The sequence below is a fragment of the Arthrobacter sp. KKT183 genome, assembly GCF_055657625.1.
The window spans coordinates 2,724,409-2,737,150 of record NZ_CM145770.1 but is presented as its reverse complement, the minus strand read 5'-3'; the positions used below and the strand labels follow the sequence as shown (position 1 = coordinate 2,737,150).

Annotated in this window: 9 protein-coding genes; 3 read left to right on the top strand and 6 right to left on the bottom strand. The window is 65.6% G+C overall.

Translation table 11 applies throughout. The features are described from left to right. Nucleotides 1–62 precede the first annotated feature (62 nt). The gene (locus ACZ2GY_RS12985) at nt 63–2,054 is read right to left on the bottom strand and encodes a fibronectin type III domain-containing protein (protein ID WP_471672063.1); all 1,992 of its coding nucleotides are present in this window, start codon (nt 2,052–2,054) and stop codon (nt 63–65) included. A gap of 127 nt (nt 2,055–2,181) precedes the next feature. Here ACZ2GY_RS12985 and ACZ2GY_RS12980 point away from each other — a divergent pair, with 127 nt between their 5' ends. The 3 genes from ACZ2GY_RS12980 to menD all read left to right on the top strand — a co-directional run bounded on the left by ACZ2GY_RS12980 (nt 2,182) and on the right by menD (nt 7,272). Further along, the gene (locus tag ACZ2GY_RS12980) at nt 2,182–3,162 is read left to right on the top strand and encodes an o-succinylbenzoate synthase (RefSeq protein WP_471672062.1); all 981 of its coding nucleotides are present in this window, start codon (nt 2,182–2,184) and stop codon (nt 3,160–3,162) included. A 161-nt stretch (nt 3,163–3,323) separates the two neighbouring features. Beyond that, the gene (locus ACZ2GY_RS12975; protein ID WP_471673594.1) at nt 3,324–5,462 is read left to right on the top strand and encodes a PhoX family protein; all 2,139 of its coding nucleotides are present in this window, start codon (nt 3,324–3,326) and stop codon (nt 5,460–5,462) included. Nucleotides 5,463–5,571: 109 nt separating this feature from the next. Beyond that, complete coding sequence (menD, locus tag ACZ2GY_RS12970) at nt 5,572–7,272, top strand: 2-succinyl-5-enolpyruvyl-6-hydroxy-3-cyclohexene-1-carboxylic-acid synthase (RefSeq protein ID WP_471672061.1); 1,701 nt, start codon at nt 5,572–5,574, stop codon at nt 7,270–7,272. Between the two features lie 48 nt (nt 7,273–7,320). On the opposite strand, the gene ACZ2GY_RS12965 is transcribed toward menD, so the two are convergent. From ACZ2GY_RS12965 to ACZ2GY_RS12945, 5 genes are all read right to left on the bottom strand, one after another. Further along, nucleotides 7,321–8,733 (bottom strand): D-alanyl-D-alanine carboxypeptidase family protein, encoded by a 1,413-nt coding sequence (locus ACZ2GY_RS12965; RefSeq protein WP_471672060.1) that lies wholly within the window; start codon nt 8,731–8,733, stop codon nt 7,321–7,323. A gap of 88 nt (nt 8,734–8,821) precedes the next feature. Next, on the bottom strand, nt 8,822–9,574 hold the full coding sequence (locus tag ACZ2GY_RS12960; protein WP_277359338.1) for an amino acid ABC transporter ATP-binding protein: 753 nt from the start codon (nt 9,572–9,574) through the stop codon (nt 8,822–8,824). 3 nt (nt 9,575–9,577) lie between these two features. Next, nucleotides 9,578–10,363: an amino acid ABC transporter permease gene (locus tag ACZ2GY_RS12955; protein WP_346027262.1), complete on the bottom strand. Its 786-nt coding sequence runs from the start codon at nt 10,361–10,363 to the stop codon at nt 9,578–9,580. A 78-nt stretch (nt 10,364–10,441) separates the two neighbouring features. Continuing rightward, nucleotides 10,442–11,245, bottom strand: a complete 804-nt coding sequence (locus tag ACZ2GY_RS12950; RefSeq protein WP_346027261.1) for a transporter substrate-binding domain-containing protein — start codon at nt 11,243–11,245, stop codon at nt 10,442–10,444. Between the two features lie 136 nt (nt 11,246–11,381). Then, nucleotides 11,382–12,734 carry an isochorismate synthase gene (locus ACZ2GY_RS12945; protein WP_471672059.1) on the bottom strand — a complete coding sequence of 451 codons (1,353 nt, stop codon included), beginning with the start codon at nt 12,732–12,734 and terminating at the stop codon, nt 11,382–11,384. Between the last annotated feature and the right edge of the window lie 8 nt (nt 12,735–12,742).

The following is a 12,742-nucleotide window of genomic DNA, read 5'->3' as shown; positions in this document are numbered from 1 at the left end:
GCACGCGGCACAGCTCCGCCCGCACCGGGGCAGGTGCGGGCGGAACCGGGTGCCACTGCTTGCTACCGTGTTGAGACAGGTATCGTGATGGATCCGCCGGCCGAGGATGAGATGGTGATGGTCGCCGTCGCCGGGGCGGTTGAGTTCCGCGTGCGGATGGTCCAGCTGCCGTCAGCTGCAACGGTTGCCGTACCAATCACCGACCGGGCGAGATTCGTGCTCCGCGCAGTGATCGTATTACCGGCAGTGATGGTTGCCGTCCCGGTGATTCGCCATTCACGGCGGTCGGAGCGGAACTGCGCCGATGCCGTGAGCTGGTCGGCTGGGGTGACGGTTGCCGAAGCCCCTGTGCCGAAGGTCGCCGGTGCACTGTTGCCTGCCGCGCTGGTTGCGACAAGTTTCAGTGAGTACGCCGTACCGTTGGTGAGCCCGTTCAGCACTGCGGTGCGGGCTGCGGCGTCTGTTGTCACCGTCACCGGTGTTCCCGTTGCCGGCGTGGCGGTCAGGATGTAACCCGTGATCGGCGTGTTCGCGGCAACGGCCGCTTGCCATTCGACCGTAGCGCTTTGGTTGCCCACAGTGGTACGCACGACCTTCGGTGCCGCAGGCGCCTGGAGAGTGGCCTGCACGGGAGTGAAGGCTGTCGGGGCTGCAGACGTGTCACCTGCGGCACTCAGCGCGGTGACGACGATGCCGTACGCCGTGCCGGGCGTGAGTCCTTCAAGCCACGCGGAGGTTGCGCCGCTTGCAGCCGTGACGGTCTTTGCGACACCGGCACTGGTGGTCGCATCGACGCGGTATCCCGTCACTGCGGCGCCGTTGGCGGTTGCAGCTGTCCACGTGACATCCGCCGATCCGGCCAGGGTGCCGTCCTTTACTGCCACGCTGCCTGGAGCCGTTGGTGCAGTGGCTTCGGAGACTGCTGTCGCAGAAACGGTGACGTTGCCGCCGGAGGCAGGCATGCTCGCCTGACCGTTGAGTGCAACGACGCTGACCGGGTAGACCTGTCCGCCTACAAGGCCCTGAATGGTGGCCGTGGTGGCGGTGGATCCAACCTTGATGCTTACCTCCTGGCCGAGCACGGTATCCGCCGCGATCACCTGGTAGCCGGTGATAGCCGGGGCATCCGCGGGAACGGTTGCTGGTGCCCAGGTCGCCGTGAGGGTGCCGTTGCCGGACGCCTTCGCGAAAACCTCGGTGGGCTGGTTGGGGGCCTGCCCTGCCGGACCGGCGGGGCAGCCACCGAAGCCCGGGCCGTCGATCTCCTTGAATTCGGAGATGGTCAGGCCAAGCTGAGCCTCGACAGTTGCCGGCTCGGCCTGCCAGCTCGCGACCGACGGATCTCCCGCGAAGGCTGCGTCCTGTTCCGCCTTCGAGAAGAACCCGTACGTGACGGTGAACGCGCCGTTTGCGGCCGTACCATCCACGGTGTAGCCCGCCGGTACCTCATCATCCGGCCAGCCGATTGCCCGTTCGCCGATCCCCATGTCCCGCATGTCCGGATTGACGATCTCCACACCCATGCGTGCCGTGTCCACGTCGGTGCCGTAGGTACCCTTGACGACAACCCTGCCCTCGACGTCTCCTGCGATATCGGTGGCCGGAAGGTCCTCCCTCGTCACGGAGGTGATGACGGCGGTTCCGGCGTTGGCGCCGTCTCCACTGCCATCCGCGAACTCAACGCTGACCACATCCTTGCCGGTGATGTTGGGCGTGACCACATCCCAGCAGACGCCGCCGGGGTGGTTCACCTCGAGGAAGCCGGTTGCGTCGACCACCCCGTGGGCAATGCCGATCAGGTTCCCGTCGCGGGTGACCTTGATGGTGGCATCCTGGCCTGCCTGGGCTGTGTAGCCCTCAATGGCCACCATGTCCCGCTTGGTGAAGATTTCAACGTTGCCGGGACCTACCGGCGGGTTGGCTGCCATGACGACGGACGCTCCGCCGGCCAGAAGGGCCAAAGTGGTGGTTCCGGCAAGCAGGGGAAGGGTGCGCCTGCGTGAACGCGGCGCTTTAGCCGTTGGAACGGACGTAACGGGACTTCGTGAATTCATCACGCATCCTTTCGTGACGGAGCGGACGGGCCCCGAGGATGATCCGCAGGACGGTCGCCTGCTGAAGAAACAATCGCGGATAGAACTTGGGAATAACTTGGCCACTCGTTATCACTACGCTGGTGGCATGAAGCAACCCACTGTCGAGGAACTGCTGGCGTCGGCGCGCGTCGTCTCCGTGCCGATGCGCGTCCGCTTCCGCGAACTGACCCATCGCGAGGCCCTGATTCTGCAGGGACCGGCCGGCTGGGGCGAATTCTCACCCTTTCCCGAGTACGACGACGACGAGTCGGCTACGTGGCTCCGCGCCGCAGTGGAAGCCGCCTGGCACGGATACCCGACGCCGGTGCGCAGCCGTGTACCGGTGAACGCGACCGTGCCTGCGGTGCCGGCGTCCGGCGTCGAATCTGTCCTGGCGCGGTTCGGCGCGGTGAGCGCGGTCAAGATCAAGGTGGCGGAACGCGGGCAGTCCCTTTTCGACGACGTCGCGCGCGTGGCGGAGGTGCGCCGCCTCCTCCCGGAGGCAAACCTGCGCATCGACGCCAATGGCGGCTGGAGCACGGCCGAGGCACTGACCGCGCTGGAGTCTCTTGCCCCCTACTCGCTGGAGTACGCCGAGCAGCCCGTGATGGACACAGCAGACCTGCGCGCAGTGCGGCTGGAAGTGCAGCGGCGCGGACTCCCGGTGCTCATCGCCGCTGATGAAAGCGTCCGGAAAGCCGAAGACCCGCTGCGCGTCGCCCGGGAGGACGCGGCGGATCTGATCGTTGTGAAGGTCGCGCCGCTCGGAGGCGTGCGGAGGGCACTGGACATCGTGGCGCAGGCGGGACTTCCCGCGGTCGTCAGTTCTGCACTGGACACCTCGGTGGGAATTCAAGCCGGAGTGGCCCTGGCGGCGTCGCTGCCGGAGTTGCCGTATGCGTGTGGGCTGGCAACGCTGTCGCTGATGGACGGCGACGTATCGCCTGAGCCGCTACTGCCCGACGGCGGCTGGTTGCCGGTGCGGCCGCTCACCGTTACGGAAGAGCTTCTTGATCGTCATGAGGCTCCGCGGGACCGTGCGAACTGGTGGCTCGAGCGGCTGAAGCGGGTGTCCGGGAAGCTGTAGGGATCCGGCAATGCGTGACGGCCGGTATTCGCCGGTCGTTGGGTTTGCGTTCACCGAAGGACCCTCCAAAGGTTCATTTTCCTTGTCAGGGTGGGACGGACCCCACATCTGTACACCGGAAGGTTCCTCAAGTGAGCGACACCAAGCGCCGTCTCCTGCCCATGCTCGGCCACACCAACGGCAAGCGCAGCGCCGTCACCTGCGCACTGAAGTGCGACAACGCCTGCGCGTCCGCGGTCTGCAACACCAGCAGCAACAACTACTTCCGCGACATTGTCTCCAACGAGCTCTCCCGCCGCAGCGTCATGGGCGCAGGAGCCGTGGGCGCCCTCACCATGCTCATCGGCGCCAACGCACCGCAGCTGGCGCCGGGCGGAACGGGCATTGCACCCGCCGTAGCGATGAAGCGCCACGGTGGAAAGGGGAAGCTGAAGTTCACGCCGATCGACCCGGTGGACGCGCTCGTTGACGACTTCACTGTTCCCGAAGGTTTCGCCTGGCGTCCGGTGATCCGCTGGGGCGACCCGCTGTTCCGTGGTGCTCCGGCGTTCGACGCCAACAACCAGAGCGCCGCCGCGCAAGCGCAGCAGTTCGGTTACAACTGCGACTACACCGACATCGTCGAGATTCCCGGCAGCAAAGGCCGCCGCGCCGTCCTGTTTGCCAACCACGAATACACCAACGAGAGCATCATGTTCCCGCCGGAACTTCCCGCCGGCGAAGTACGGGCCATTGCCCGCGCGGCTCACGGGCTCTCCGTCGTCCAGCTTGAGCGGAAGAACAAGAACGCGCCGTGGAGCTACATTGTGGGCGCGGGCCTCAACCGCCGCTACCTCCTGGATACCCCGTACGAGTTGACGGGCCCAGCGGCCGGATCCGAGCTCGTGAAGACCATCGATGACCCTGCAGGACGCACCATTCTCGGTACGCTGGGCAACTGCGCCGGCGGCACCACGCCGTGGGGCACCATCCTCTCCGGCGAGGAAAACTTCAACGGCTACTTCATCACCCCGGGAACGTCCGACGCCGACCGCCGCTACGGTCTCACATCCCGGCCCACCGGGCGCGCGTGGGAAACCGATGAGCCCCGTTTCGACACCCGCAACGCCGGCTACGCCAACGAAGCGAACCGGTTCGGCTACATCGTGGAGGTCGATCCATTCGATCCGAACTCCATACCGAAGAAGCACTCCATGCTGGGCCGCTTCAAGCACGAGGGTGCAAACGTCATTGTTGCGGGCGACGGCCGCGTGGTTGCCTATTCAGGCGACGATGAGCGCTTCGACTACCTCTACAAGTTCGTTTCGAAGAACACCGTCCGCACGGGAAACAGCGCCGAGGACCGCAGGGCAAACATGGAGCTGCTCTCCGAGGGTTCGCTGTATGTGGCCCGCTTCCAGGGCAACTCCGTTCCGGAAATCGACGGCACCGGTGCGCTTCCCTCCGATGGTGCATTTGACGGCGTCGGCGAGTGGCTGCCGCTGATCATTGACAACGAGTCCGCCGTTCCGGGCATGAGCGCCGCTGAGGTTGCGGTTTTCACCCGCCTGGCAGCGGACAAGGTGGGACCCACAAAGATGGACCGCGCCGAAGACGTGGAGCCCAACCCGGCAACCGGCAAGGTGTACGTCGCGTGCACCAACAACACCAACCGCGGCGTACCGGGCCAGGCTCCGGTGGACGAGGCAAACCCCCGCACCCGCAACCGTGACGGGCACATCGTGGAACTCACTGAAAACGGCGGCGACCAGACCTCCACACGGTTCACCTGGAACCTGCTGATGGTCTGCGGTGATCCCGCCACCAACTCGAGCACCTACTTCAGCGGCTACCCGAAGGACAAGGTGTCCCCGATCTCCTGCCCGGACAACCTGGCGTTCGACACTGCCGGCAACCTGTGGATTTCCACCGACGGTCAGCCGGGCACCATCGGCTACTGTGACGGACTCTTCCGGGTGGGCCTCGAGGGCAGCGAACGCGGCCGGGTGGACCAGTTCCTCTCGGTTCCGCGCGACGGCGAGACCTGCGGACCGATCATCCACGACGATGAGCGCAACGTCTTCGTTGCCGTTCAGCACCCGGGAGAGGACGGTGCCTGGGGCGCCCAGAACTCCCTGTTCCCCGACTACGTCGAGGCGGGCACTGCTCCGAAGCGCGGCGAAGGCGCCCTGCCGCGCCCGTCGGTCATCCAGGTCTTCCCGGCTGAGCGCGCAGGCAAGGGCGATGACAAGCCTGGCCGCGGACACGGCAAGGGGAAGCCGCGGACGGACGACAACCGCGGGGGCCGCGACGCCAAGTAGCCACCCAGGGGAACTTTGGTGCAGCTCCGGTGGGTTCGACCGGTCGTCGACCCGCCGGATCTGCGCAAAAGTTCCCTGACGTGGTGCGTAGGGATGTGAGGATGGGGGAGTGGACTCTATCGAATCAGCCCGCCGCGTGACTGCAGCCCTCGCTGCCGCCGGAATCACCGACGTCGTTCTCGCTCCCGGATCGCGCAGCGCACCTCTGGCCTACGCGCTCGCCGAGGCAGCGGAGCGCGGGGAGCTCCGCATCCACGTGCGCATTGATGAACGGGTGGGTGCCTTCACCGCGCTGGGCCTCGCGCTCGGTGCACAGCGGCCGGCCGCCGTCGTCACCACCTCCGGAACCGCTGTGGGGGAACTGCTTCCGGCGGTCATGGAAGCGAATCATGCCGCTGTACCCCTCGTGGTTCTCTCTGCTGACCGCCCGGAGGAGCTGCGTGGAACCGGCGCCAACCAGACCACCCGGCAGCCGGGACTGTTCGGTGTCCACGTCCGTGCCGCCATGGATGTCCCCGCCGGAACCGATCCTGCCCCCTTCCTCGCCCGGGCGCTCGCCGAAGCGCGCGGAGCCAGCGGTCCGGCCGGTCCGGTGCACGTGAACCTGGCGTTCCGGGACCCGTTGGTGCCGAGTATTGACGGCGCCGCGGGCTCGGCTGGGGCAGCGCGCAGTGAGGCGGGAACGGAGCCCGGAACGGCGACAGCAACAAGCGCAGTCACAGCACCAGACATAACAACCGCACCACAACGGACGACGACGCCTGCACCTTCCGGTGACGGCGCGCGCACCGTTGTGGTCGCCGGGCACGGTGCGGGGGAGCTGGCGGCGGTGTTCGCGCAGCATCTAGGCCTGCCGTTACTGGCGGAGCCCTCGTCGAACGCCCGGTTCGGCTCGTCGGTGATCGTCGCGTACCGGCTGCTTCTCGAGCGGTTCGGCCCGCAGATCGAGCGCGTTGTTGTCTTTGGCCGGCCCACCCTCTCCCGGCCGGTGGCGGCGCTGCTGGCCAGGACGGACGTGGAACGCGCCCTGTATGTGCCCGAGCCGCAGGCGTGGTTCGAGGAGGGCAGGCGCTCAGAACGGCTGATCAGCACCCTCGATGAACTGCTGGCCTTTGCCGGCCGCGGTGCAGACGGTTGGCTCGGCGAATGGCGGAAAGCCGGGGCCCGCGCCGAGGCCGCTCTGCAACTGCATCTCGCGGACGAGCCGGTGCTGACCGGACTGCACGTGGCGGATGCAGTGTGGGAGAACACGACGGACAATCTCGTGCTCGGGTCCTCCAACCCCATTCGCGATGTGGACCTGATGGCCACGGGTGACTGGCACCCGCTCGAGGTGTACGCCAACCGGGGTCTCGCCGGGATCGACGGCACCATCTCCACCGCAGCCGGAATCGCGCTCGCAGCCGGAATCCCCACCCGGCTCCTTGTCGGTGACCTGACCTTCCTCCATGACGCCGGCGGCCTTCTGCTGGGGACGGGCGAAGAGGAACCGGACCTGCAGGTGGTAGTGCTCAATGATTCAGGCGGCGGCATCTTCGGGCTGCTTGAGCATGGGAACCCGGCAACGCTGGAGCGTTATGGATCCGCCGTCGAACGCTTGTTCGGCACGCCGCACTTCGCTAACCTCGCCGCTCTGGCGGAGGGGTACGGCGTGCCGCATCGTCTGATCAGCACAGCCGACGAGCTGGACGCAGCGCTGGAGGAACCGATCAGGGGCCGGTCGGTCCTGGAGGTGCGGACCGACCGCGCCGCGCTGCGTGCCATGCACGCGCGGGTGAAGCAGGCGGTGCTGGACGCCGTCGGGCGCTGACCGCAGCTCAGCCTCATCCAGCGGAGCAGGGCGCCGAGACTGCCCCGCTCAACGGAACAGCCGGTAGGTCTGCCAGCCGTGGCCGATGGTCGCGGCAGCTCCCCACCGGTTGCCCGGCATAGGGTAGTACCGAAGTTCTCCCGCAGCTGAGCGCGCCCGCAGACCATATGAACCGGGACCCTGGAACCCGGCAATGGCCTTCACACTGTCCATCCCCTGCCACCCATGGCCGATCACACGCCGGGCTTCATTGACGAACGCACCGGCTCCTGTGGAACGGTACAGTGCCAGCTGTCCGTTGGTCCGGATGGCGAGGATGTCCTGGTTGCCGTCGCGATCCCAGTCGGCCTGAGTGAGGCGCAGGTTTTGCCAGCCGTGGCCTATGCTGGCGGGCGCTGACAAACCGGCGCCGGCGGTGTTCGCGTAGTGCCACAGCACGCCTGCACCGTCCTTCGCCACCACGGAGGGGAACCGGCTGCCGCGGAGCCAGGCTCCCACGGTGATGTCGTAGCTTCCCCAACCATGACCTATGCTGATCGGCGCCCGGAATCCGCCGCCGAACTGACCGCGGTACAGCGTCAACCGGCCGTCATTCCACTGCGCAAGGATGTCCTGGAGCCCGTCGGCATTCCAGTCGGTGCTGAAGCCCGCCTTGAGCGTGGACCACCCGGCGCCGAGCCGCGCACGCGGACGAAACCCGTTGAGGAAGTTTGACGGATATGTCCACGACGTTCCCGTCGAGTCGACTGCGACCACGTCGGAGGAGTGCTTGATGGGCGGGTTGGAGCCGTTGTAGTAGTGCTCCATGGTGGGGATGCCTCGGGTCCGCATCTCGGTGGCCACGGACCTGCCGACATAGCGCAGGTGCCACGGCTCGAAGGTGTAGCCGGTGGTGGACTGATACCCGTCCGGGTAGCGGATGATGAACCCGTACCGGTGCGCATTCGCTGCCACCCAGCGGCCGCCCGCCGTGGTGGCGAAGCAGGCGTTGAGGCCGCATGAGCCGCTGAGGTTGCCGACGTCGACCGCCAGCCCGGTCTGGTGCTCGCTGTGGCCGGGACGGGCAGAAATGGTGTCCGCGACCGCCTGGCCGTACTGGGCCACGTACGAGTTGTACAGCGCAGCCTGCTGGTCATAGGAGCGGTACGCGCTGACCACGGCAAGCGGCGCGCCGGCGCTCCTGGAACCCGCGAAGAGGTTCTGCAGATTCGCCGACACCTCACGCCGGAGCACATAGTTGGTCCCGGGGAAGAACACGAGATCCGGCGCAATGTACCGGAGGGGATTGAGCGGCCGGGACTTGGTCACCAGCACCTGGATGTTGCCGGGGTCATTCACCGGGAGCGCGGCAACGGCCGGCGGTGCGGTAAGCAGCCCGGTGAGCAGAGTGAAACAAACGACGACGACGGCGGCGAACCGCGCTCTCAGGCGCGGCCGTCCGGCGGTGGGAAGCTCGGACATGGGATTCCTGGGGTAGGGGAGACCAGGCGGGTTGGTGCGTATATTTTTGCACGCACCAACCCGTTTGGAAACGGCCCTCAAATCACAATTAGAGAACCTTCGAGAGGAAGCCTCTCGTGCGCTCGTGCTGCGGGTTTCCAAGGACATCATCCGGCTTGCCCTGCTCCACGACAACGCCGCCGTCCATGAAGACAACGCGGTCGCCGACCTCGCGGGCGAAGCCCATCTCGTGGGTGACCACCATCATGGTCATGCCATCACGCGCAAGCTGCTTCATGACGTCGAGGACGTCTCCGACCAGCTCCGGATCGAGTGCGCTGGTCGGTTCATCGAAGAGCATCATGTCCGGGTCCATCGAAAGCGCCCGGGCGATGGCGACGCGCTGCTGCTGGCCGCCGGAAAGCTGAGCCGGGAACGCATCGACCTTGTCCGCCAGGCCCACCTTGTCCAGGTTGCGGCGGGCGATTTCCTCAGCTTCCGCCTTGCCCCGCTTCTTCGCGCGGATCTGGGCGAGCGTCAGGTTCCGCAGGACCGTGAGGTGGGGAAACAGGTTGAACTGCTGGAACACCATGCCAATGCGGGTACGCACCTTGTCCAGGTCAGTGTCCTCATCGGTGATGTCGACGCCCTCAACGATGATGGTTCCCGAGGTGGGCTCTTCCAACCGGTTGACGCAGCGCAGCAATGTGGATTTGCCCGATCCGGACGGGCCGATGACGCAGACCACCTCGCCCTGATCAACGTGAAAGTCGATGCCCTTGAGCACCTCGTTGTCCCCGAAGGACTTGCACAGCTTGCGTACTTCAATGGCGGGTACGCCCGTTGTTTGCAGTTCGGCCATGACCTACCGGCCTCTCTTGTTATGGCGTTCCAGTTTGGCAACCAGCTGGGTCAGCGGGAGGGTGATGATCAGGTACAACAGCGCGGCAAGAACGAGAGGCGTCGAGTTTGCCTGCGAAGACACGGTGTCGCGCGCGAAAGTGGTCAGTTCCCTGTCGCCGAGCGCCATGCCCGCGATGAACAGCAGCGAGGTGTCCTTGATCAGGATGACCAATTCGTTGGTCAGCGGTGGAGTGATGATGCGGAATGCCTGCGGCAGCACCACGGACACCAGTGTCCACGAGGGCCGCATACCGAGCGAGCGTGCCGCTTCAACCTGACCTTTGGGCACAGCCTCGATGCCCGCGCGGATTGTTTCAGCGATGTAGGCCGAGGAGACAACGATCAACGCAATCAAACCGGCGCCGGTCGAACCTCCCGGCGGACGCCACTCGAAGGCGATCGGCACGGCGAACGCGAAACCGAAGATGACGAGGAGCGCCGGGAGGCCGCGGAAAAGTTCGATGTAGGCAGTGGCAACCCAGCGGTAGGGACCCACCGGAGAAAGCTTCATCAGCGCCAGGATCAGACCGCCGATCATTCCACCGATGAAGGCAATGACCGTGTAGACGACGGTGTTTTTCGCGGCCTCGGTGACGACCGTGGGAAAGGCTTCAGCCGCAACATCGAGGTTGAAGAAGTTGGTACGTATTGCTTCCCAGTCGGCAACGAGGATGACGGCAGCGACGGCAAGGATGAAAATTGCGTACAGGACTCCGCGGAACAAGCGTTTGCGGGTAGATGGTCTCACGTGTTTTACCTATCTTTCAGGAGGTGAACACGGCTGCGGCAGTCCCAGAAGCTGGAACTGCCGCAAGTCCGTGGAAGCTTACTGCTCCTCGAAGTAGGTGTTGTAGATTTCGTCGTAGGTGCCGTTGTCACGCAGCTCCGCGAGCTCGGTGTTCACAGCCTCGACGAGCGCTTCGCTGCCCTCCTTGGGGAATGCGAAACCGTACTGCTCATCAGTCTCGAACTCCGCAGCGATGGTGTACTCGCCTTCCTGCGTGTGGTTCAGGTTCACCGGCAGGTCCTGCAGGATCGCGGCAACGTTGCCGGCCTGCAGCGCCGCGTAGAGCTCGGCGTCGCTCGGGAAGGCCACTACCTCGGTGTCTGCGGGGACATTATCGCGGGCGTACTGCTCGCCGGTGGTGCCCTGCTGGACGCCCACGGATTTGCCGGCGAGGTCTTCAAGAGTGGCGACGTCAGAGTCAGCAGGAACCAGCAGCGACTGCAGGGAGTCGTAGTACGGGTCGGCGAAGGTCAGGTTCTCTTCCCGATCAGGAGTGATGGTCATGGCGCTGGCGCCGACATCGCACTGCCCTGCGGCAAGCACGGCACCGGACTGCAGGCCGTCGAAGCCGACATCCTGCACAGTGAACTCAAGGTCAAGTCCGGCAGCAATCTCCTTCATCAGGTCCATATCGAACCCGACATACTCACCGTTTTCCTCGTATTCGAACGGCTCGTAGGGGATGTCAGAGCAGACGGTCAGGGCACCGGGGGATACGAGGTCGAACTCGGAACCACCTGCTGCCTCGCCGCCCTCTTCGGACTCGGAACCGCCGCCACACGCGGTTAGTGCCAGGGTGCCGATTGCCATAACGGCGAGCGACTTGGAAATCTTGGAAAACATGCAGTACCTCAGCTCGGGACGGAGTAAAGACTCGGGACGGAGTAATGAAACGTCATGGACGATTCTATCGGTAAAGAGATGTGCATCACAGGCTACAGGAATTGCCTATTGGTAACCAAGCGCGACAGCAATCGAGTCAGGATCGTAATGGTGCCCGCAGGCCCAGCGCCTCGATCATCGGCCGGAACTTGCTCCACGTTTCCGCCAGCTCCGCCACCGGCTGGGAAGCCTCGACAATGCCGCACCCGGCGTACATCCGGACCCGCGTCGGGGTCTCGACGACGGCGCCCCGCAGGGCGATGCCCCACTCACCGTTTCCTGTTGCATCCATCCAGCCCACCGGCCCGGCATACGGTCCGCGTTCCAAATGTTCCAGCTCGCGAATCAGGTCGCCCGCCACCGTAGTGGGCGTCCCGCACACGGCGGCGGTGGGGTGGAGCGCCTCCACCAGGGCCAACGACGACGGCACGTTGCCCTCGCTGTCCACCGTGAGCTCCGCACTTACATCGGACGCCAGGTGCCACACGTTGGGAAGTTCAAGGACAAACGGTTCGCTGTGCGAGGTCATGGTCCGGGTGAAGGGCTCCAACTGCCGTGTAAGGGAGTCGATCGCAATCTCATGCTCGTGCTGCTGCTTCTCGGAACCGGCCAGAACTCGGTTCGCGTATCCGCTCTCACCGGCGGGGGCGGTTGAGCGGTCGAGGGTTCCTGCCAGCACCCGGGCGCGGGCTGTCTGGTCCTCGACCTTGATGAGCATCTCCGGCGTGGAGCCGATCAGCCCGTCCACCGAATACGTCCAGCAATCGGAGTACCGGACAGCGAGCTCGCGGAGCACCTGCGACGTCGAGATCGGGGATCCGAGTTCCGCGACGACATCGCGGGCCAGCACGAGCTTGCTCAGCTCACCTTCCCTGATGTGCGCGACCCCGCGGCTGACGGCCGTCATCCATTGCTCTTCGGTCAGGATTCCCGGGGCAATCCGGTCTCCCGAACAGGGTTTGCGTTCGGGCTCCACCTCGTCGAGGTAGGCGGCGAGTTCCGCTTCGGCGGCTGAGGCACTTAGCTCTGCGCCGTCGTCGTCCGTGATGTAGGTGATCCAGCTCTTGCCTTCCCGGCTGCCGACAAGAATGCGCGGCACTATCAGGCGCGACAGGTGACGGGACGTCTTTGAGAAGGCGAACGAGCCGAACGCCACCAGCCCGCTGCCCGGCTGGGCGAGAGGGTCAACGACGTCAGCCGCCGCAACAACCTCGCGCCACCAGGCCTGAGCCTCAGCGAAGCGGCCGGGGCCGGAGGTGGTGAAGCGCGCCGTTTCACCGAAGGCAACGATGCCTCCGCCGCGCCGGATCCAGGTGTGGACATCACTGCGGACCACGAAGTCCAGGAGGCCGGTGTCGAGCTGGAGGTCGCCCCGCTCAAAGGTGATGCTGCGGAGGGCCGGCGCCTGATTCAGCGGCGTCGCCACTGCGGCAGGGGACGGATTGCTCATGATGCTCT